This window comes from Robinsoniella peoriensis (genome assembly GCF_000797495.1).
Lineage (GTDB): Bacteria > Bacillota > Clostridia > Lachnospirales > Lachnospiraceae > Robinsoniella > Robinsoniella peoriensis.
Window position 1 is genome coordinate 1 of sequence record NZ_JTGN01000010.1, and the last position, 21,377, is coordinate 21,377.

Genomic DNA, 21,377 nt, shown 5'->3' on the forward strand with positions numbered 1-21,377 from the left:
CTAAGCCAAAAGAGGCCTCAGCAATCATCCAAGCCAGTTGTCCCAGAAACAGGGTATACCAGCAAGGCATGTCCACAATTGGGGTTCTGAAAGGTGAGGGGGTGTCCATTTATATGGAACTAATGGGAAGGGATGTCTAAAAAAATGGGAGCCCCGCTAAATGATGTGTCCACACTTATGGGTACATTATAAAATACTCAGCTCTGCTCTACGCTTCCTACGCCCATACCAGTTTCCCACACCCATCTTTCCGAGATAGCATTTGTTGATACAAAGCTGGTTTTCTCAGCAGGTTGGAACCCCTGGGCTGTGACGGGCTGTTCTTTATTGGATGCTGCGCAGTATGTTTCGGCTGTTTGCGTAAAAGAAGATGGAAGTTTGCTCCTTTTTCTGGTTACAGAATGAAAAACAAATTCCGTTTTCAAGATCAGTTGCTTTATGCCAGTCGCGTCCGGCATGCCACACCCCGGGGGTCCCACCACGCTGAGAAAACCAGCTTTGTATCAACGAATGCTATCTCGGAAAGAGAAGGGGGCGGATCAGGACATTGGTTTGGAATGCGTATAGCAGAGCTGAGCATTTACTTACCTTCCCGGAGTGCTTTTTGGCGGATACAATTCGACCAGTACTGCATTGCAAAATGCAGTACTTCTCCCATCGGATTGTAAGCGGGCAGTGAGCTGCGAAATGCATCAGGATTTCGGAGCGAATGCCCGCGTGCCGCCAAAAAGGGCTCTGGGAAGGTTAGAAAATACCAGTTCTGCGGTAAGCCTTCCAAATCAATGTCCTGGCTCGCTCCTTCTCTTTCCGTACACTACCTATCATATACAAAGCGTCCTTCCTCAGCTAAACCCAAATTTAAGATGAAATTGTTCGCTGTAGTACTAGAACGTTCAGCTACTAAGAAATATATTCAAACATTTCTACCTCTTAACTTTAAACGTCAAAATCTCATAAGGCGCAATCTCTATCTGAAAGCTCTTTTCATTTACAGCTTCCAGTCTTTCTTCTTCCTCAAGCAGATTGCATCTGTAAATCTCACGTATTTCCTGTGGTAATTCCACTGTCACTTTTGTTCTCCGATTGTAGCATTCATACATGCGGACTACCACATCATCACTGTCTTGTGCAGGTTTTACGACTTCTACTATGACATTTTCTGCTGATACGGACACAGTGCTGTACTCCTTCGCCAGGTTTCCGCCTTCCAGCTTCTTTACATTTGCGGTCATGGGCTGGTTCAGCTGATATGCCTGTCTGGGTACATTTCCCTGACGCCAGCCATCTTGATGAGGATATAGGGAATATGTAAATAAGTGCTCTTCCTGATCGGCCTGTGGATTGGGATATATACCGGATTTAATCAGAGTAAATCCTACCGTTCCATCCTGTACATGGACTCCGTATTTACAATCATTCAAGAAGCCGATACCGTATCCGTCTTCCGAAATATCCATCCATTTCTGATAGCAGACTTCAAATCTTGCCTGATCCCAGGAAGTATTTTTTACCAGATCCCGTTTGATATTTCCATACTGGATTTCAAAGGTTCCTTCTTTGCTGTGTATTTCTACAGGGAACAGTGCTTTCAGCAAGGTCTGGCTCTCCTTCCAGTCCACTCTGGTCTTCATATCAATTCTCTTTGTATGGGAATACAGGTAAATCGTCTGTTCAATAACAGAATCCTGATACTTCCATTCCAGTTCTATCGCATATCGCAGGGGACCTTTTTCACTGACTTCCATACGGATCAAATGATCCACTTCCCAGCTTCTCTCCTGATAGTAGTCATAGATATTCCAACCGTCAAAATCATGGGGTTTGTCCTCATATGCCATAAGTACATTTGCCCGGTGTCCTATCTGCAATAATTCCCGCCCTTCTTCTTTGTCATAAATAGAGGTAAACTGCCCTTTATCATTGAAGCAAAGGTGATACCACTTTGTTTCCACTTCACCATTTACCAGGGCGAACTCTGTAAATAGATTTGCCTGTGCCGCATTTTGCTCCGTAATATCTTGTTTCAATACCTGCGAAGACTTTTTATCTTCTGCCATCTCTTCATCAACCGGTTCAAACACACAGTACCCCTTCGCAGGTACATCCGCTGCCAGGAATATCCTGGAACCGTCACTGTTTTCCTGGATGACAGACACGGTGCCGCCAGTCTTAAAACTGCTTACTTTCCGGCTTACCGGTTCCGGTATCTCCAGAATGTCTGTATTTTGAAAACTATTCGGATTAAACACAGCGACGATTCCCCTGTCTCCTGCAATCTGATCTGTCATTGTCTGAAGCAGTTTTTCTTCCAGGGCCAGGAGTTTATCACTGAGGATTTCATATTCCCGCCTGGAATCCTCATATACTTCCGCAACGGAAGAACCGGGGAGAATATCGTGAAATTGATTCCTCATTAGAATTTCCCAGCATTCAAGGAGCGTTTCCCTGTCATTTGGAATGGAAAGCAGTGTATTTGCCATTACAGACCATAACTCACTTCTGCACAGCAGAAATTCTGATTTCCGGTTAGACCTTTTATTTCTTCCCATGGAAGTATAGACTCCTCTGTGGTATTCCAGGTACAGTTCGCCATACCACTGGGGCATCCTCTTTTTCCCTTTTACTTCCTGCTCCAGCTCCCGGAAGAACTCTATTGCGGAGGACTGTCTGGTTCTGGGGCATCCGGGAATTCCAAGAGCAAGCCTTCTCTGGGTTTCCAGCATTTCCTGCGTAGGCCCGCCGCCTCCATCCCCGTATCCATAAGACAGCAGTATCTGGCTGTTCAGCTCCTTTTGCTGATACCTCTGCCATGCTCCCTTTATCTGGGCAGGTGTAACATAGCCGTTATAATTTGTTGTAAAGGCAGAGTAATGTTCATTATTTGTTCTCACACTGCGGGTAGGCGAAGAATAGTCCCTGGCACAGATAAAATGTGTCAGCACCTTCGTTCCGTCAATCCCTTCCCAGTAAAACGTATCGTAAGGAATCTGGTTCGTCTCATTCCAGCTTATTTTCGTAGTCATAAAATAATCCAGTCCGCACTTTCTCATGATCTGCGGTAAGGAGGCGGAGTATCCGAATACATCCGGCAGCCACAGTATATGATTTTTCTTTCCGAACTCTTTTTCAAAAAAGCGAATGCCGTACAGACACTGCCGTACAAGGGATTCTCCGTTAGGTATATTACAGTCTGGTTCTACAAACATTCCGCCTTCTACTTCCCATCTGCCCTCTGCCACTCTTTGGCAGATTTTTTCATATACATCGGGAGCATCTTCCTTTACATACTGATAAAGCTGAGGCTGGCTGGACATAAATATATATTCAGGATACCGGTCCATCAGTTCCAGTACCGTAGAGAAACTTCTGACTGCCTTATCCCGGGTCACATCCAGCGTCCAGAGCCAGGCAATATCGATATGGGTATGTCCGACACAATGAACCACCGGGCTTACCCCACCGTTACAGCTGTGATACAGTTCCTCCATAATGCAGGCTTTAGCTGCTTTAATACCTTTGTGAAAATCCGAAGAATGGGGTTTTCTGAGATCCAGATGCCCACATGCTGATTCCAGGGCAGCGATAAGCTTCCGATAGTTTTCCTCGTCTTTTTCCAGAAGGCACGCCACCTGATATGCAACCCGCAGGTCGTAGTACAGTTCTTCAACTTCTTTATCCACCTCACGGATTTCTCCACGAAGTAATATTGGCCTGTTCTGGTATTTCGTATAGCTTCTTAATTCCAGATCAAACACTTCCTCTTTCCGTCCATTTTCCGTTAAAACTGCCGTTCTGTGGTTCACATCCATCCCCTGAATCCGTTTCTGATTAACAAATAACTGAAACTGGGGATTTACGGCATCCCATTCTCCTTCTCTTCCGGTAGAGAGACAAAACTCCACATATTTTCCCTCAAAACAAGCCGGCAGAATAATTTTATGCCGAAGAACAGAATGAACACCATCTTCCCATTTCTTATCCACATCAAAATTCTCCAGCAGCACCGTATTGCAATACCGCATGACATTCAAATCTTCCAGTAATTTCCCCAATCGTTCTTCTCTGAAATCCATATATTTCCTCCTCATATTTATAAGTTTTTGCCAATGCCACATAAAGTAAAGAAACCCATCACCTGATCTGCAATGGCTTCCTTTACTCTTTTAATTTAGTAATAACATTTTCTCATTGTCATTACTCTTCAATTTCTATCACCGAAAACAATTTCAACTCCGGCAGATAAATGGTCGTTCTGCCATCCTCTCTGGTGATTTTAAGTTCGGTATTCTTTTCTGCAATTGTTGCTTTGCTGATCTCTCCCGGTATCTTAATTTCAATATGAAACATCGGTGCTACCGGGGAAGTTTCCTGCTCATTAATCGCTGCATAATAGCGCTTATTATCTTTCTTCCACCCCAGTATTTCTACAAAGGATGGTGCGTTAGACTCAAATTCCAGGTCTTTGCACAGACTCTTTAAGATCCTGCCAACTGCGCGGCGGCTCATGTATGGTCTGGAATTCTCGATTGGAGCGGCAAACCAGAGAATTTGTCCCTCTCCAACTTTTTTCCTCACTGCCACAGGCCTGTCGGTATAGATTCCCGGAGGGTTGGAGTGAATGGATGAAAATTCACATTTACCGGTCATGGTATAAGGCAGAGTCAGCGTAGCCAGTGTCTCATAATCTCCTTTGAAATCCAGAATTTCCATTATACTCTGTACATTCATTGGAGATTTCTTTGCAAATTCTCCAAAATATTCTTTTCCTGCTTCCGTAGAACTCATATATGTAACGTTGTGTTCCGTCAGTCCCTGATATTCTGCTTCCAGAAGCTCCAGTAAACGCTCATGTCCCACATGCCCGCTGAGATAAATGTTTCCGCCTCCGCGCACATACTCTTCGATACCCTTCATTTCCTCATCATGGATGACTGCCGCATCACAGATTACAAGGGCATCGCTTTCCAGCCCCTTTAACTTTTTGCTGGGGATAACGTCAAACGGAAGATTTTCTTCCCGCAGGATCCTGCCCATGTTGATATGGGTATCCATAAAACTTTTATTGCATTTTTCTCCTGTTACCGGATTACCGTTATCACTCCAGCTGCATTTTGACCTGCTTGGGAACCATACACTGATATTGGTAAGCATATCACCGCTCACATATTTTTCATAGTGGCGGCTTTCATCAAATACATTCTTAACCGGACCGGTATAGACTTCCTCACACAGTGTTCCGTCGGGGTTCGCACCATCACAGATGGAAAATGCCCCATTATGTGCAAGTGCTATGATGGTATGCAGCATAAACTCTTCTTCCGTCTTTGTGGTAGTATGATAGCTCAGTCCCGGATCACATCTGGAAGAAATAAATACAAACGGAAGAGCTTTGCTCAGATTGCGGTAATATTTACACATATACGTCTGCTGCATAAATCCTCCGTATAAGTCACCACCTACATAATCACTTGCCTCTGCCACCAGATCGGTGTGGGCATATTCCCATGGATCAGCCATCATGGACAGATTGTGTTCGATAGTAACCTGCGGTTTGATAGATTTAATAACATTCGTTGAAAATGCTGCAAAATCACCCATCCACTCTTCACGGATACTCTGCCACTCCCGGAATGCCGGATCACCCCAGTCAATTACTCTGGGCATTTCTCTTCCCGTCTGCTCAAAATATTTCCTGCGGCAGCTTGGGCAGTAACATACTTCCGGGAAAAACGGCATATCCAGAAAAATTGTCTCAAAATCATACATTTCCGTCATTTCAGTCAGACAAGCTTTCACATAAGCTCTGTATTCCTCATTATTGGGGCATACAATACCATATCTGCCTTTTCTGCTCATGAAATCACTTGCCGGATCTGCTTCTTCTCTGGATGTTTTACCGTATCCATTTATCATACGCCATTCCGGGTGATTTTCATATGCCCAATTATCAAAAATTTGAGAAAAATATGCTTTTACGGCAATGTTGCTGCTATGGCATAATTCAATCATCTCTCCTACATAATCTCTGCCTCTTAGCCCTTTGTGCATCCTCCCGATTTTGGTGGGGTAATGTGCCAGCCCCGTATGCGGCCTGCATTTTACTACAATCTGCTGTGCGCCTGCATTTTTCAGCAGTTCTACTAACCCTTTCGGGTCCACATTGGACATAAATTCATCATTCCAGTCATCAATATGCATATCTAAAAAAATCCTTCTGTAATTACCTTCAAACCACATAAAAACCTCCTGTTATTTCATAATTTTTTTAAACTCAACCTTTCACTGCTCCTACCGTCATACCTTTCATAATCTGCTTAGAAAAAATCAGATATATAATCAATATCGGCAGAATGGAAACCAGCAGCGCTGCCATATAAAGCGGGTAATTAATATTATGTTCTGAGTTAAACATACGAATTCCAATTGATATTGTTCTTAATTTTTCATTATTCAATAAAACCAGCGCAAAGGGAAATTCATTCCATGCATTCATAAAAGAAGTAATAATCAGTATGGCAACTGTCGGAGAGCACATGGGGAAAACAATACGGCTCAGCAGGTGAAACGTGCTGCATCCCTCCATATAAGCTGCTTCATCCAGTTCTACGGGAATCGACTTGATATAATTTTCTGTCAGCATAACTGCGAATGGCATGGAAAATGCCAGGTAAGGCAGTGTCAGCGTCCAGGGCTTATCCAGCATACCCAGCGTTTTAAACTGTAAAAACACCGGGATCAGCAGCGACAGCATAGGAATGACCATTCCAGAAACAAACAACAGGTAAATTGCCTTTTTAAAGCGGAAATTATATCTGGATATGAAATACCCGGTTACCAGCGCACATACCACTGTTAAAACTACATTTATCACTCCTAATATGGCGGAATTCATAAAGCAATTCAGAAACCCGCTGGATTGTATGGCATCGATAAAGTTCTGTACATACAGACTGCGGGTCAGGCTGATGCTGTCCTGCATAAATTCATTGCTGGTCTTTAATGCTGAATTAATCATCCACAAAATCGGAAAAATGCAGGAAACTGAAAACAGCATGAATATGATATTGACGATCAGTTTCAATATTTTTACGGGAATATTTTTAATGTTCATATGATTTTCCCTCCATTAGCCGCTGTATTCCTATCGTTAATCCCATGGAAACCACCAGAATGACCACTGCCATCGCACTTGCATATCCCATTTTCATCTGCACAAAAGAGGTATTGTAATTATACAGCGACAATACACTGGTGGCTCTTCCAGGTCCTCCTCCTGTCATTACCATAATATGGTCAAATGCCTTGAAAGATCCGGCAAAACAAATCATCAGACAGATTTTCAGTGTATCCCATATCAATGGGATAGTAATATAGATACTTTTTTTGAATCCGGTTGCCCCGTCTATCTCAGCCACTTCCATAATATCCTTTGGAATAGTAGCAACTGCTCCCATAAGCAGTACCAGATAATATCCGATAAACTGCCAGATTACCGGTACTGCTACAGAGAACATGGCGATCTTAGGATCATCCAGCCAGGGTTTAATCCACTGTTCCAACCCAATAGACCTTAATATATGATTCAGAATACCAAAATCGTTGTTGTAAATCAGCTGCCACATAAGACCAATGACAACCGCCGCAATAATACTTGGAAAATACATAACTCTGCGGTGTAATTCTACAAATTTAACCCACTTCATGGTAAAGAACAGGGTAAAGAGAAACGCAATTCCTACCTGTCCAATCACCATAAGAAATGTAAATAAAATCGTATTTCGGAAAGACAGCCAGAATGTATCATCTTTAAATAGCGCAATATAATTTTCAAAACCAATAAATTTCTTTGCCGGACCTCCTGACCATTCAAAAAAGCTATAACCAAATGCGAACAGAGTAGGAATAATGATGATAAAAATATAGACGCCGACCGGAATGCTTAAGTAAGCCGCTAACTTTATGCCTGAGGGCATCAACGGATTCCTATATTTTCTTTTTTTCACATTGCCACCTCCAACTATTTTTTCGCACTTTCATGAGCTTCCTGTAATTTTGCAGCCAGTTCTTCTGCATTGATTGCTCCAATGGACATTTCCTGGTACCCTACATAACTGGCATCCATATATGCCGTTGATAACTGAACTTCCGGGCATCCCACAATTTTGTCGTGTGAATTATACATTTCCAGAAATTCTGCAAAAAACGGATTCAATTTACTTTCATCATAATCAATATTCTTAGCTGTTGCTAAAGAACCGCCTTCAATCAGAAGCGTCTGGATTTCCGGCGCGGACATTTCTTTCAAGAAATTAATTGCTGCTGCCTTCTGTGCATCCGTAACATTGGCACTGATGCTGATTCCCCAGCCCTGACCTCCGACGATCTGGTTTTTCAGGTCTTCTTTCCCTTTTACCGTCGGGAAGATTGTCATATCGGTAGTATCCAGTATTTCCTGAGGCGCTTCACTGATTAAATTGGATACGGACCAGGATCCTTCTATGTACATGGCTGCTTTCTTGTCATAATACAGCTGTCTTGCCTGATTTGGGTCCAGACTGTTTACATTTTCATTAAACAGACCCATCTGCATCAGCTCTTCCATATATTTAATCGCTGCTACTGAATCGGGATCCTCAAAAGAAGCACCATCATAATTTTTTACTTTGTCATACCAGTCACTTTCATTGAATTTCATCAGAATACCAGGCATTACCTGGGAAGCAATTGCATATTTTCCTTTATTTCCAGTAGCCAGCGGAATATATCCTTTCTCCTTTAACTTCTGAACAGCATCTTTAAATTCCACTTCATCTGCCGGGAAACTATCCATCCCGCACTCTTTAAAAATTTCTGTATTATAATAAATAACATGATTTGCGATACTGCACCTTGGAACTCCCAAAATCTGTTCTCCAAAAGTATAATCTCCAAACATACCGTCTGCAAAAGTATCTGCCCATTCCGACTCTTCTTTTAAAATCGGTGCCAAATCCAAGATCTGTCCATTTTCATAGAAAGAACTCATCATGGAAGGCAGCAGCATAGCTAAATCGGGAATTTCATTGGCGGCTGCCAGCGTTTTGATTTTCGTCTCATATCCCGCTTCCTGCCCTACTATTTCCTCTTTCAAGTCCACATCCGGATATTTTGCCTTAAAATTTTCTACAACCTGATGCATCATAATTGATTCAATATCCCCGTTTTTGATGCCTTCTTCCGTCCCCATATGCATGATGGTCAGTGATACATTTTCTCCCGAAGAAGAACCCCCTGTTTCACCTTTGCTTTCCTGAGTTCCCTGGGTACTTCCGGTATCCTTAGATGTATCGCCTCCCTGGCCTCCGCATCCCGCTAAAGTTCCACCAAGCAACGTCGCTGCCAATACAACCGCTAAGATTCTTTTTCTTCTCTCCATAATACCTCTCCTTATCCTTTTCTGTTTGTTTTTTACATCCTTAGTATAACGAATGAAACCCACTCCAAAAAACCATATAATCTATGAAAACATCCAATATTCTATTCTTTTATACGATTAAAGCACATAAAATACCTATTTTTCTATTCCTTTGTCTATATTATACAATCACTTTTTCAATTAAGCAAAAAGATATGATCAGGTTTACAAATTTTTTAACCGTGGGTAGCTCAATTGTCAGAAAAGTATCATGGCATACTCATTAAGATTGACAAGTAAATTTTAAAGTGATAATATTTACTATAAATAGGAAAAAGAAAGAGGTGAATCCATTGGATTCTGAAAATAAAGATTATTATGAGTAAGCGACGGGAGGTTGAGTCTATGAAGAAAAAATATGTATTCCTCAATATCATAACTGTTTTATTTCCAATAATATTTTCTGGGCTTATTCCTATTTTTATATTGGATAAACTGGATCGATTAGCCCAAATGACCTATAATCCCTATCCAAGATATTTGGCGAATAGCATTAGCGGGATTATATTAGGATTATTGTTAGCTTTATTGTTCTTTCAGTATATTTCAAAAGCAAGTCATTTAGTTGTGGGATTCCTGATTGCTTTTATAGTGTCCTTGTTACAGGAAATTAATTTATACACCCTTATCGTTACATTCAATGGAAGTACAGGCTCGCCAACATTGATTCATATGTTTTTAGGTATGTACTTATTTTTACTTATATATTCAGTATATAAAAAGAAACAGGAAACCAGATAGGGGTTCCTATACCCCATCAGAATTGTGCCCATGCCGGGTACATATTAAAATACCGTCAGCCAATCGGCTGACGGTATACAAAAATTAAATTATTAAAGATTTAGCTTACAGAAAGTTCGCAACATTCCCAGAATTCTCCCTCTACTCCTCATACTCCACTAACGGCTGTATCACCCTGGCTATTGTCCCTCCACACGGCGCCTCCTGAAAGAATAGCCCATAATTCTCCCCAAACTGCAGTTTAATCCTCTGGGCAATACTGCGGATAGCCATGCCCTTCTTTTCTTCACTCTTGATATCCGCCAGCATCTTCTTCATTTCTTCCATATCTGCCGTTTCACCGTCATCCTCTACTTCAAAGTAAAGCCTGTCATCCCGCTGGTAAATCCGGATATAGATATTGCCCTCTCTTCCGGTGGGCAGAACTCCATGCTGGATGGCATTTTCCACCAGCGGCTGTATTACAAACCTCATAGTCGCCCATTTTTTCACTCCCTCCTGGATCTCAATATGGAATTGGATCTGGTCTGACACGCGCAGTTCCTGAATGACAATGTAATTTTCCATATAGCGCACTTCTGTTTCCACAGAAATAAGCCGGTGTCCCGAATTCAGGGTCAGTCGGTATAAATCTGCAATAGCCAGTACCACTTTTCCTGTCTTCTCCGCTTTTTCCAGCCTGCTCATCCAATATGCCGTATCCAGATTATTATATAGAAAATGAGGATCTACCTGTGCCTGCAGTGCATTTAACTCAGCCTCGGTCTGCAGCACTTTTCCTGTCAGCACTTCATTGACCAGTTCATTCATGCGTTTTGTCATTGCATTGAACTGCCTGCTCAAAATCCCAATCTCGTCATTGCTCTCAAATTCCAGCTGAACGTTGTAATTATCTTCCTTTACTTCCACAATCTTATTCGTCAGCAGCCTCAGCGGCCTTAAAATACTTCTTGCAAAAATAAACGTAATCCAGAAACATAACATCGTACTGACTGCTATTCCCAACAGTAAAAGACTGCGTATCTTACGGTTTTCTGCCAATAATTTAGTAATATCAATACCACTCATAAGGGTCCATCCGGTATCCGATATATCAATTCCATAAACTAAAGTATTCTTTCCACTGTTAATAAAGGGCATCTTTTTAGCACTGCGCACATCCTTTATGTCAGACTCCACCATCTCTGTTTCCCCTGCATTTAGTAATATTTCCCCCTGGGAATCAACCAATGCAATATAACCGGGATACGTGTCTATATACTCCTGAAACTGTTTCTCCGTTTTTGAGACAGGAATATTAATCCACTGTGTTCCCAGTGTTTCTTTCAAATTCTCTGTATTTTGGATGCTCCTCAACAAAGTCAGGTATTCTGCATTCCCATTTTGATCCCTTTCCCCGGTTCCCGTCCATAGAATTTTCCCTTTCATCGCTTCAAGCTGCTTCTCTTGTTCTTCTCCCAGATCATAGGAAGTAAGCCCTCCGGCACTTAAGATCAGACCATTCTTCCCCTGTATAAAAATAGATTTCACAAAATGATTCTGTCCGGTATAAAACATCAGGCTTTTTGCCACCTGGTTCTGGTGGCGTACCCGCTCCTGTTCTGTCATGGATTCAGCCAGCAAGGTGGCACGTACGTCTTGATTTTGAATGATAAAAAGAGACAGGCTGTGGGCATAATCCGTCACATATGTTATATTTTCAGAGATATTATTTAGTATATAGAGAGAGGCCGCCTCCTGCTTCTCCCTCACAATTTCCAATGCCTTTTGATATAAAAGTGTTCCTATGATCGCCATTGGAATCATTGACATGGCAATTGCCAGTAAAAACACCTTAATATTCAAGCTTACAAACCTGGATTTTATCTTCTTCAAGTTATTTTTCCATCCTCTCGCAAGTCAATGTGATTTCTATATTCTTTTGGTGAGTATCCGGTATACTTCTTAAATACCAGGTTGAAATATTTGTAATTCTGGTAGCCTGACTTTTCCGAAACCTGATATATTTTTAAATCCAGATTTTTTAGCAGCTCTTTTGCCATATCGATCCGGAACTGGTTCAGATAATCGCTGAAATTCATTCCGGTCTGGGATTTAAATACCTGGCTGAAGTGATTTGGTGTGATATAAAGTTCCGCTACGATCTGGCTGATGCGGATTTCGTCCATATAATGTTTAGCTATGTACTGCATAGATTTCTGTATAATCAAATTATATTTCGCACCTTCTGTAGAATTTAACACCTGTACAGTTTCCCGGCATAGATTCAATATATACCGCTTTAAAGCCGAAAAGCTTCCGATGCCTTCCATCTCCCTTAAGCAGTCCCTGCTCTCCCCCGTCACTTCCAAAGGATTGATGGACATCTCTTCTAAATTAGAAGCCACAATCATCCAGATACGCACACATGCTGTTTTCACCTTTTCAAATTCTGTTTGTTTCTGATAGGCTTCTTCAAAAATGTTCTGAACAATCTCAAGCATTCTGTCCCCATCATACTGAAGCATCGCCTGTACCAGTTCATTTTCTTTCTTCTGGATATTCAGATAAGTTTTCCTCTCTTTTCCCATACTCTCATGATAGTGAATCATATACTCTCCCGGCATATAAGGTCTGCACCGCAGCGCCTGCAGTGCCTCCCGGTAAGATTGCCTTATCTCTTCTATCTTATCTTTACGATCTCCCAGAGATACCGTAATATAGAATCCCAACTCACCCTTTATTTGCTGATAAAGCCTGCTCAAAGCTTCTCTGTCCGCCTTTTCTTCCTGTCCCTGCTCCATCAGGATCACCACAAAATGCGTGCCATTGTCCCGGAACACCGTCTCCTGAGACGACAGTCCCAATATATTTCTTATGGACTCCTCTATGGATTCTTCCAGGCAGCGCCTTTCCTCCACAGAATGCTGTGTCAAAAGGAAAAAATCATCCACCGAAATCAGTAAAACCCGATAACAGGGACCTGCAAACTCAAGGCCCAGCTTTGAAAGCTGCCCTGTCACCTCTTCCCTTCTCGCCTGATCCGTCAATTTCTCACTGATCAAAGCATTCAGCAGCCTGCTGCGCACATAATCGTAATTTTCTTCCACAAAAGTCTGCTGAAAAATTTCCCGTTCCTGACGCGCCTTTTCTTTTTCTATTTCTTTTTTTAATTTTACAACTGTCTCCAGCAATTCATCGGCGTTAATTGGTTTCAGTAGATATTCAAAAACTCCAATCTGCAATGCCTGTTTCGCATAAGAGAAATCATCATAACCACTTAGAATTACAATTTTCATCCACGGGTAAGCACTGCGGATTCTCTTGGATAAGGACAGCCCATCTTCTCTCGGCATCCGAATATCCGTCAAAATAATTTCCGGCTGTAATTCTTTTACTAACTCAAACCCGCTGACTCCATTAGCTGCCTCACCGCAGATCTGAAATCCTTCCTTTTCCCAATCCAGGGAAAGAATAATGCCTTTTCGTACAATAAAATCATCTTCCACAACCAGTATCTTCATAATTTTTAATCCTTTCGGTCCGCTCAGAAACAGACTCCCCGGTTAGTCCACAGTCTCCATTGTAACGTTCCGGATGCTTGCCATCTCTGCATGTTCATATAAATTTACTATAAAACAATCATTTCATATTTGCAATATAAACATCCTTTTCCATGCCACTCTTATCTTTTGTGCTGCACTTCTTACCACGGCTATTGACGAACGGTTTATTCTTCATTATACTTTAAGAAATAAAAACACCACAAAGCGTGTTAAAGGCGGTGAATCTTATCATGATCGGAATCTATTTTAGCGGCACAGGCAATACCAGACATTGCGTAGAAAAATTTACAAAAGCATATGACCCTGAAGCAATCGTTTATTCGATTGAAGACATTCGGCTGCCAGAACTAATCCGCAGTGAAACAGAGATTGTATTTGGATATCCCACACAATACAGCAGCATGCCAAAAATACTGCGCGATTTTATGATCCAAAATCAGGAGCTATGGCAGGGAAAAAAAGTTTTCATTCTGACAACCATGAGAATGTTCAGTGGAGACGGAGCAGGTGTATTGGCAAGACTGCTGGAAACTTTTGGTGCAGCGGTAACCGGCGGTTTACACTTAAAAATGCCAGACAGTATCAGTGATGAAAAAGTTCTGAAAACTACATTAGAAAAGAACAGACAGCTTGTCACAGAATCAGAAGAAAAAATAAAGAAGGCAGTACAAAAATTACAGATGGGCAAACCTCCGCAAGAGGGATTAGGTGCTTTCAGCCATCTTGCCGGGTTGTTTGGTCAAAGGCTGTATTTTTACAATAAAACAAAACGATATACAGACAAGCTAACCATACATTCCAAAAAATGTATCGGATGCGGTAAATGTGTTAAGTTATGCCCTATGAAAAACATCGTTATGGAAAATGGCATTGCCAAATCGGGAGATCAGTGTACTATGTGCTATCGCTGCATTAATCATTGTCCAAAACAGGCAATTACATTATTAGGTCATCGTGTATATGAACAAGGCTGGATAGAAAAATATCTGCAAAAATAAAATACGGAGGAAAGTCTATATGCATACCTTACTCATTTTAAATCTGATCATGCTATTCATAATAAATTTGATTGATTCATGGTACGTGCGAATTTAAGTTACAGTTGTCAATTTTTCAATTTCTGATTTACCTTTACTAACTTGAGAATCCAAAAAAGCATATCTCCAAATAATATTAGTATGAAAGCCGGCAGAAACAGTGATGGTAATTCAATCACTAATGCTGTTTGCATTGTAAGATATGTAAAAACACAAACAACTATTAGTTTTAGTGTTGTAATCATATTTTTTAATATTCGGTATACATATTCCTTATTTTTATCAGTAACTTTAATACCGGTATTCCATAGTTGAGGAAAATGTTCAACCACAGACATAAACGAAAACATAATTACTGTTAATATTGGTAAAATGATCATTTCCGATTTATTTCCAAATCTATCAACCTCTCCAGAAAAGTTATGATGCATAGGTACATTTTCTGGTATATTCGTCCAATTCACTATCAGATATATGGCTGTCCCTATTATCATAATAAGACACAACATATTTATAGCAATATCAAATTTACTATTCTTTATCTTCAACCCATCGCCTCCACAACTTCAAAATTATAGGTATATTCTACCATTTATCAATACCATTAGCAACGATATTATGTACTTACAAAAATACACAAAAAACTATTGACCTTCTCGTCGCGTCAACTTGTATGATAACTATAGATCAGATAGAAAAGGAGCAATAATATGGAAATCAAGAATATACGATCAGATGTAATTTACAAGAAAATGATATCTGTCCCTATGGAAAAAAAGAACGACATATATCGTTATGAAATGATGAAACCCTTTGAGAAAAAATGGGCTTGTTACTGCGTACCGCTCAAGGCGAAGCAGGAAAATGGTTATGACGTAATTATGGCAAGTAATATGTTAGGATATCTGAATCCTTCAGAAATAGATAAGAGCCAGGAAGAAAGCGTTCAGCTGCTGTCTGATGACGCATTTTGGAAAAGCTGCCAGCACTCCATAGAAGACGCACTTGGCCGGTTTGAACATGCCGGTATTGAATTACCGGTTCAGAAATATTTATATACTATTCTGCTTGCAGATCCCCTGAGTCCATATACCATACTTAGCGATGGCTATTCCGGCGACGGCGGCATACCTGGATACATTTTTGGTGCAATTACACCAAACGAATACACCATTGGGCGTATACCGGCTGCCCTCGCTCATGAGTGCAACCATAATGTGCGGTTTCAATTTGAGAAATGGCATGATGATATATCCCTGGCAGGTATGATGGTCACGGAGGGTTTGGCTGAAAACTATGCCACCTTCATCTACGGAGAAGAAAAACTGGGGCCCTGGGTCAGTAAAATAGATATGGACACTCTGGACAACTATATAAAACCACTCATCCGAGATGCCCTGGACGTGAAAGGAATGGATAACTTAACATCATATCTCTATGGGGATGAAATTGCAAAAATGTAGGGTTTTTTTCCTGTGGGTCTGCCCTTTTGTGCCGGCTATGCATGTGGGTATTATATGATTAAGCATTATTTAGAAAAGACGTGTAAAACCATTATTGAAGCAACACTTATCCCTACCGATGAAATACTCAGAGAAATAGAGGATTTTTGGGAAGATTAAGGAATGCCAATTGTTATCAGGGCACAGGATTCCATTGTCCTGTACCAGCTTTGTATCAATAAACTGGATCCCATTGGATACTAAGCGGGCACTGAGCTGCGAAATGCATCAGGATTTCACAGCGAATGCCCGCATGCCCCAAAAAGCGCTCACCCCTTCTCTTTCCGAGCAATACATCTATCTACAAAGCGTACCTTTCTTAGCGAAACCCCAATTTAAGATAAAATTGTTCGCTGTAGTACAAGATCCTGTTTGAAAAAGTTACTATAATCTCTATTGATACAATTATAAACTGCGTACTATCATTGTCAGTACCAACAGAAGGATATTTCCACATCCTTTATTCTGATTCTTTCAACAGTTATTCTAAAGTTTCTCGTATGAAACCAGTTCATCCACTGGGATACGTGTTTGGCTGTGCCGATTGGGATCCCCTTCTTCTTGGGCAGAATATCCAATCACCAGTATATTAATCGGCTCCAGTTTGGATGGAATATGAAATTCTTCACGCAGGATATCCGGTTTAAAATAGCAAACCCAGACACTTCCCAGTCCAAGTTCAGTCGCCTGAAGCATCATATGGTCTGTCAGAATTGAAGCATCAATATCCCCTGTCTGCTTTTTATCAAATCGTACCGTCTATCCGGTTATCCCCCCTAAAGTAGAATATCAGCTTACAGACTTTGGAAAAAGTATTATTCCTGTTCTGGAATCTATGTGTGACTGGGGGAGCAACTATCTTAGCGGGCTTGATCTGACAGTTACTTCCGCGTCATCCGAAACAAAATAAAGCAAAATTCAAAAACCTGTTATTCTATAATCTGAGATTTTCTTTTCTTCTTTTTCTCTGCCTTTTCCTGCCTTTCTTCATACATTTCCCGTATCCAAATTTTAACCGGAGCTTTCCACTGCTCCTTCTTATTTGGGATGTTTTTTATCAGACTTTTCGGATTTAATCCCATTTCTTTTGCCATTCGTATCTCTTCTTCTGATATCCTGCATTTTTTCTTTGCCTCATCCCACAGCTCTTGTTTGTATGCCATTCCAATCCCCTTTCTGACCGTACATTTCTATTTCTTCTTAACTTTTTTTTGATTTTAAGGATAACAATTGTTGGTGCAGTTATTATACCATTCATTTCCAGATAAAACAATTGAGAAGAAGACCGTCTTTTTATTTTGCAAAGAAAACTTTGCAAAACTTATTGACAAGTACGCTTGGCAGATGTATGATAGTAATGTAAAGAAAACTTGGCAACCGAATCAGGAGGTATTGTTATGAATAAAGAACAGATTTTAGCAAGAAGCAGAGCAGAAAAAACAGATGAAGGCATGCAGCAGGCAGAAAACAGAGGACGCAGAATAGGTATCAGCGCCTTTTGCCTTGTATTTATTTTTATAGCTATATTTAACGTATTTAATGGACAGCATAGTTACGCACCCTACGCAATGTTCTGGGCATTTGTTGCAGCCGAGGCATATCCGAAATACCGTTTCACTAAAAATAAGGCATACTTAATATCTACCGTTGCCGGTGCCATTGCTTCCATAGCTTCACTGGCAAGCTTTGTTATAAGTGTGTTGAGGTAAAAATATGGATGAAAAATTAGTACTAAAAAATAATCTGAAAGAAATACGGTCAGAACAAAAGCTCTCACAAAGCCAACTGGCGGAAATGGTGGGCGTATCCAGAAATACCATTAGTTCTATTGAAACAGGGCAGTTTAATCCAACTGCAAAATTAGCTTTGATTTTATGTATTGCATTGGATAAAAAATTCGAAGATCTCTTTTATTTTTAGCAGAGTGGACCGTCCCGCACAGAGATTAAGGTGCCGGATGGTCCATTTACATCCTCCCTTAATCCTGGAACGAATAGCCGGTAATGATATGCTTTGAGTATCTTCTGCAACTTCCAATGGGACGGGAATACTTTACCCATCCGCCATGGAAGCTTCTTACAATCTCCTTATATTTTTTACAGTTTGTAAAATCAACTTTCAAATAACATTGTTATATTGCTTTATCCGGTATTATCAGATATAATAAATGCAAGATAGCTTTATCATATTATATCTAAATTACTTTCTGAAAAGGAGTCCGAATATGGAGATGCCATTTATTGAAAAAGAATATGATATGTTTATAGAAACAATTGAAAACAGCGCAAACAAATGTATTTTTGATACCGATATCACTTTTCTTTACGGTAATATAAATTTTTATCAGAGTACTGGCTATACAAAGGAAGAATATTCATCCCTTTTCCCGAATCTCCGTCAGTATTATAGAAATCATACAGATGAATTTTATAAAATCAGAGATTCTTTAACTCATGCTCTTTCCCGGGGCAAAAAAGGTTTTTCTCTGGATTGCCGTTTGCCTGTTAAGAACGGCGGCTTCATTTGGATACGTATCACTGGAACTATCACAAAGGAAACCGTGGATGGACATCCGGTTTTTTATATGATCAACTCAGATATCAGCGATTTGGTTCGGTTGAAAGATGAAAAAACAGAGTATTTTGAGTGGCTGATGGATGAGTATATCGGGAATATCTATATAAGTGATATGGATACTTATGAATTATTATTTATAAACCGCACCGGCACTGAAACTATGAATACAACTTGTGAGGAAGTTATTGGGCGACCTTGTTATGAAGTAATTCAGGGAAGAACCTCACCATGCCCTTTCTGCACCAATGACAGATTACGGACAGATGAATTTTACGAATGGGAATTTTTCAATCCGGTACTCAACAGAACTTTTATGATTAAAAACCGTCAAATTAACTGGTACGGCCACAAGTCACGTATAGAACTGTCCTATGATATGTACAGTTCCGAGTTTAAGCTGGCTAAAAAAGAGCGTGAACGTGAAATTCTACTCCGGACTCTTCCGGGTGGATTTGCCCGTCTGGATGCCAGAGATTACAGAACCATTCTTTGGTATGATGCCGACTTCTTAAGGATGATCGGTTATACAAAAGAACAATTCGAAAAAGAATTGCATTCGACATGTGAATATTTGCATCCCGATGACTTAAAACGTATTGAGCACATGCTAAAAGAAATAGAGGGAACCGAACAGAGTATTATTATGGAAGCCCGGATTATCACACGCAGTGGAGAAACCAAAATCCTGACCGTTACTTTATGCTATGCAAATGGGGAAGACAGCTGGGATGGTATCCCTTCTTTCTACACTGTTGGCATTGATGTGACAAAAGACCGTCGGGAACAGGCACGCCAGCAAACAGCACTGGAAGAAGCCTACATGGCGGCACGGATTGCGAATTCAGCGAAAACTAAATTTCTGTCATCTATGTCCCATGACACTCGTACCCCACTGAATGCTATCATTGGCATGACTGCTATTGCAAGGGCAAATCTTATTGCACCTGAGAAAGTGAATGATTGTCTGAACAAAATTAACACCTCCAGTCAATATCTTTTAAGTCTGATTAATGAAATATTGGATATGTCTCAAATTGAATCCGGAAAAATTGACCTTCATCCCGAAGAAATCAGCCTTCCGAACCTAATACAAAATGTTTCAGATATGTGCAGATCGTTGCTGGAAGAAAAGCATCTGGAATTTGAGGTTTATGTTGGAAAAGTACTCCATGAAAAAATTATAACTGACGGTGACCGCCTGCATCAGGTTTTTATGAATCTGCTCTCCAACGGGATCAAATATACCCCTCCCGGCGGAACCATCAGTCTCAGTATTAATGAATATCAGCCTTTTAGCCAGAATCAGGCCCAATATGAATTTATAGTTACAGACAATGGCATTGGAATGACAAGTGAATATATTCCCCATATTTTTGAACCCTTTTCACGTGCTGAAGATTCTCGTATCAGCAAAGTTCCCGGTACCGGGCTGGGAATGTCTATCACCGAAAATATCGTAAAAATGATGGGCGGCTCCATTGAAGTAAAAAGTGAATTAGGTAAAGGAAGTAAGTTCACGGTTTCCATTCCTTTTCATCTGGCAGACAAAGAAGAATCAGTAAACCACGAGCTGGCAGGGCTGCCTGTTCTGATCATAGAAGACGAGCAAAAAACTTGTGAGAATATTACAGTATTTTTAGAAAAGCTTGGGATGCAGGGATACTGGGCATCATCCTGTGCAGAAGCACTGGGCATCATTTCAGCCGCACATGCCCGTTCAGATGAATTTTCCGCAGTGCTTCTGAACTGGGAGATGCATGAAAGAAATGGCTTGGATACAGTACAAAATATACGCAGATGCCTGGGAGAAAGTATACCTATTATCATTATCACATCCTATAATAACCCAAATATAGAAGATGAGTTCTTGAAAGCAGGAGCAAACGCATTTATTACCAGACCACTCTTTATTTCAAAGATTATAGATGTTTTCCAGTTGTTCTGTTCTGATCATAAAACAGAAGATGATATTGTTGAAGAAGACACAAATATTACTTTGGAGGGAAAACAGATTTTGCTGGTAGAAGACAATGAACTGAATCGTGAAATTGCATTCGAGCTGCTTAGTATGCAGGGAATGCTTATTGAAACAGCCGAAAATGGCCTGGATGCCGTTCAAGCCTTCCGCTCTTCTAACCCAGGATATTATAACGCAATCCTGATGGATATTCAGATGCCCGTGATGGATGGCTATGAAGCAGCCGCAGCAATTCGTCTTCTGGACAGGGATGATGCAAAGACGGTACCCATCCTGGCAATGACCGCTAATGCCTTCATAACCGACATCAGCAAAGCTTACAGTGTCGGTATGAATGATTACATAACAAAGCCTATTGATGTGAATGGGTTAAATAGAACCCTGGAAAAATGGATCCATCAGACTGATAATCACTTCTTATGAAAATACCATTACAATGGGCCGGAAGTCTTATTTGACTTCCGGCTCTTATCATTCCTCTTTTCTTACCGCAATCTTTTGCAATACCCTCTTTTTCTATTGTGAACACATAAAATAAGCGTA

General features: G+C 40.7%; 16 protein-coding genes and 3 pseudogenes. 7 read left to right on the plus strand and 12 right to left on the minus strand.

From position 1 onward, the window contains the following. Positions 1 to 197: 197 nt before the first annotated feature. The 7 genes from QR40_RS31900 to QR40_RS19425 all read right to left on the minus strand — a co-directional run bounded on the left by QR40_RS31900 (position 198) and on the right by QR40_RS19425 (position 9,415). On the minus strand, positions 198 to 425 hold the full coding sequence (locus QR40_RS31900) for a hypothetical protein (RefSeq protein WP_160295849.1): 228 nt from the start codon (positions 423 to 425) through the stop codon (positions 198 to 200). A gap of 155 nt (positions 426 to 580) precedes the next feature. Further along, positions 581 to 778, minus strand: a complete 198-nt coding sequence (locus tag QR40_RS31905; RefSeq protein WP_160295850.1) for a hypothetical protein — start codon at positions 776 to 778, stop codon at positions 581 to 583. Positions 779 to 923: 145 nt separating this feature from the next. After that, complete coding sequence (locus QR40_RS19405; RefSeq protein ID WP_044296455.1) at positions 924 to 4,073, minus strand: alpha-mannosidase; 3,150 nt, start codon at positions 4,071 to 4,073, stop codon at positions 924 to 926. Between the two features lie 121 nt (positions 4,074 to 4,194). Continuing rightward, a complete protein-coding gene (locus tag QR40_RS19410) occupies positions 4,195 to 6,237 on the minus strand; it encodes an alpha-amylase family protein (RefSeq protein WP_044296456.1) in 2,043 nt (680 codons plus the stop codon). Between the two features lie 34 nt (positions 6,238 to 6,271). Then, a complete protein-coding gene (locus QR40_RS19415; protein WP_027292591.1) occupies positions 6,272 to 7,111 on the minus strand; it encodes a carbohydrate ABC transporter permease in 840 nt (279 codons plus the stop codon). Beyond that, positions 7,101 to 8,003, minus strand: coding sequence for a carbohydrate ABC transporter permease (locus QR40_RS19420; protein ID WP_242849038.1), 903 nt, complete (start codon positions 8,001 to 8,003; stop codon positions 7,101 to 7,103). Before QR40_RS19420 ends, QR40_RS19415 begins: the two co-directional genes overlap by 11 nt. Before the next feature lie 14 nt (positions 8,004 to 8,017). Further along, complete coding sequence (locus tag QR40_RS19425) at positions 8,018 to 9,415, minus strand: ABC transporter substrate-binding protein (RefSeq protein ID WP_044296457.1); 1,398 nt, start codon at positions 9,413 to 9,415, stop codon at positions 8,018 to 8,020. Between the two features lie 384 nt (positions 9,416 to 9,799). On the opposite strand from QR40_RS19425, the gene QR40_RS19430 reads away from it, so the two are divergent. Further along, entirely contained in the window at positions 9,800 to 10,195 is a 396-nt protein-coding gene (locus QR40_RS19430; RefSeq protein ID WP_044296458.1) for a hypothetical protein, read from the plus strand. 141 nt (positions 10,196 to 10,336) lie between these two features. Here the strand turns inward: QR40_RS19430 and QR40_RS30065 are convergent, their stop codons facing one another. Both QR40_RS30065 and QR40_RS30070 read right to left on the minus strand, forming a co-directional pair. Then, entirely contained in the window at positions 10,337 to 12,070 is a 1,734-nt protein-coding gene (locus QR40_RS30065; RefSeq protein ID WP_052377662.1) for a cache domain-containing sensor histidine kinase, read from the minus strand. Continuing rightward, a complete protein-coding gene (locus tag QR40_RS30070) occupies positions 12,067 to 13,698 on the minus strand; it encodes a response regulator (RefSeq protein WP_052430950.1) in 1,632 nt (543 codons plus the stop codon). Before QR40_RS30070 ends, QR40_RS30065 begins: the two co-directional genes overlap by 4 nt. Before the next feature lie 272 nt (positions 13,699 to 13,970). On the opposite strand from QR40_RS30070, the gene QR40_RS19445 reads away from it, so the two are divergent. Then, on the plus strand, positions 13,971 to 14,738 hold the full coding sequence (locus QR40_RS19445) for an EFR1 family ferrodoxin (protein ID WP_027292586.1): 768 nt from the start codon (positions 13,971 to 13,973) through the stop codon (positions 14,736 to 14,738). A 107-nt stretch (positions 14,739 to 14,845) separates the two neighbouring features. On the opposite strand, the gene QR40_RS19450 is transcribed toward QR40_RS19445, so the two are convergent. After that, on the minus strand, positions 14,846 to 15,325 hold the full coding sequence (locus QR40_RS19450; RefSeq protein WP_044296459.1) for a DUF1648 domain-containing protein: 480 nt from the start codon (positions 15,323 to 15,325) through the stop codon (positions 14,846 to 14,848). A 345-nt stretch (positions 15,326 to 15,670) separates the two neighbouring features. Between QR40_RS19450 and QR40_RS19455 the strand changes: the two are divergent. Further along, positions 15,671 to 16,399: pseudogene (locus QR40_RS19455) on the plus strand (DUF2268 domain-containing putative Zn-dependent protease). A 366-nt stretch (positions 16,400 to 16,765) separates the two neighbouring features. Here QR40_RS19455 and QR40_RS19460 read toward each other — a convergent pair. Beyond that, a pseudogene (locus QR40_RS19460) lies at positions 16,766 to 17,029 on the minus strand (nitroreductase family protein); the annotation flags it as partial. Between the two features lies 1 nt (position 17,030). Between QR40_RS19460 and QR40_RS31030 the strand changes: the two are divergent. Further along, positions 17,031 to 17,189: pseudogene (locus QR40_RS31030) on the plus strand (winged helix-turn-helix transcriptional regulator); the annotation flags it as partial. A 19-nt stretch (positions 17,190 to 17,208) separates the two neighbouring features. Here QR40_RS31030 and QR40_RS19465 read toward each other — a convergent pair. After that, positions 17,209 to 17,442, minus strand: a complete 234-nt coding sequence (locus QR40_RS19465; protein ID WP_027292582.1) for a hypothetical protein — start codon at positions 17,440 to 17,442, stop codon at positions 17,209 to 17,211. Between the two features lie 234 nt (positions 17,443 to 17,676). Here QR40_RS19465 and QR40_RS19470 point away from each other — a divergent pair, with 234 nt between their 5' ends. The 3 genes from QR40_RS19470 to QR40_RS19480 all read left to right on the plus strand — a co-directional run bounded on the left by QR40_RS19470 (position 17,677) and on the right by QR40_RS19480 (position 21,257). Next, positions 17,677 to 17,988, plus strand: a complete 312-nt coding sequence (locus tag QR40_RS19470) for a DUF6442 family protein (protein WP_027292581.1) — start codon at positions 17,677 to 17,679, stop codon at positions 17,986 to 17,988. A 4-nt stretch (positions 17,989 to 17,992) separates the two neighbouring features. Further along, entirely contained in the window at positions 17,993 to 18,199 is a 207-nt protein-coding gene (locus QR40_RS19475; protein WP_027292580.1) for a helix-turn-helix transcriptional regulator, read from the plus strand. Positions 18,200 to 18,503: 304 nt separating this feature from the next. Next, complete coding sequence (locus QR40_RS19480) at positions 18,504 to 21,257, plus strand: PAS domain-containing hybrid sensor histidine kinase/response regulator (protein ID WP_200889761.1); 2,754 nt, start codon at positions 18,504 to 18,506, stop codon at positions 21,255 to 21,257. Positions 21,258 to 21,377: the final 120 nt, after the last annotated feature.

Bases quoted from the DNA above. Each gene is read 5' to 3' on its own strand.
- QR40_RS19430 (WP_044296458.1), top strand. From the start codon at position 9,800: ATGAAGAAAAAATATGTATTCCTCAATATCATAACTGTTTTATTTCCA.
- QR40_RS19470 (WP_027292581.1), top strand. From the start codon at position 17,677: ATGAATAAAGAACAGATTTTAGCAAGAAGCAGAGCAGAAAAAACAGAT.
- QR40_RS30070 (WP_052430950.1), bottom strand. From the start codon at position 13,698: ATGAAGATACTGGTTGTGGAAGATGATTTTATTGTACGAAAAGGCATT.
- QR40_RS19415 (WP_027292591.1), bottom strand. From the start codon at position 7,111: ATGAACATTAAAAATATTCCCGTAAAAATATTGAAACTGATCGTCAAT.
- QR40_RS19475 (WP_027292580.1), top strand. From the start codon at position 17,993: ATGGATGAAAAATTAGTACTAAAAAATAATCTGAAAGAAATACGGTCA.
- QR40_RS19480 (WP_200889761.1), top strand. From the start codon at position 18,504: ATGGAGATGCCATTTATTGAAAAAGAATATGATATGTTTATAGAAACA.
- QR40_RS19405 (WP_044296455.1), bottom strand. From the start codon at position 4,073: ATGGATTTCAGAGAAGAACGATTGGGGAAATTACTGGAAGATTTGAAT.
- QR40_RS19465 (WP_027292582.1), bottom strand. From the start codon at position 17,442: ATGGCATACAAACAAGAGCTGTGGGATGAGGCAAAGAAAAAATGCAGG.
- QR40_RS19425 (WP_044296457.1), bottom strand. From the start codon at position 9,415: ATGGAGAGAAGAAAAAGAATCTTAGCGGTTGTATTGGCAGCGACGTTG.
- QR40_RS19410 (WP_044296456.1), bottom strand. From the start codon at position 6,237: ATGTGGTTTGAAGGTAATTACAGAAGGATTTTTTTAGATATGCATATT.
- QR40_RS19445 (WP_027292586.1), top strand. From the start codon at position 13,971: ATGATCGGAATCTATTTTAGCGGCACAGGCAATACCAGACATTGCGTA.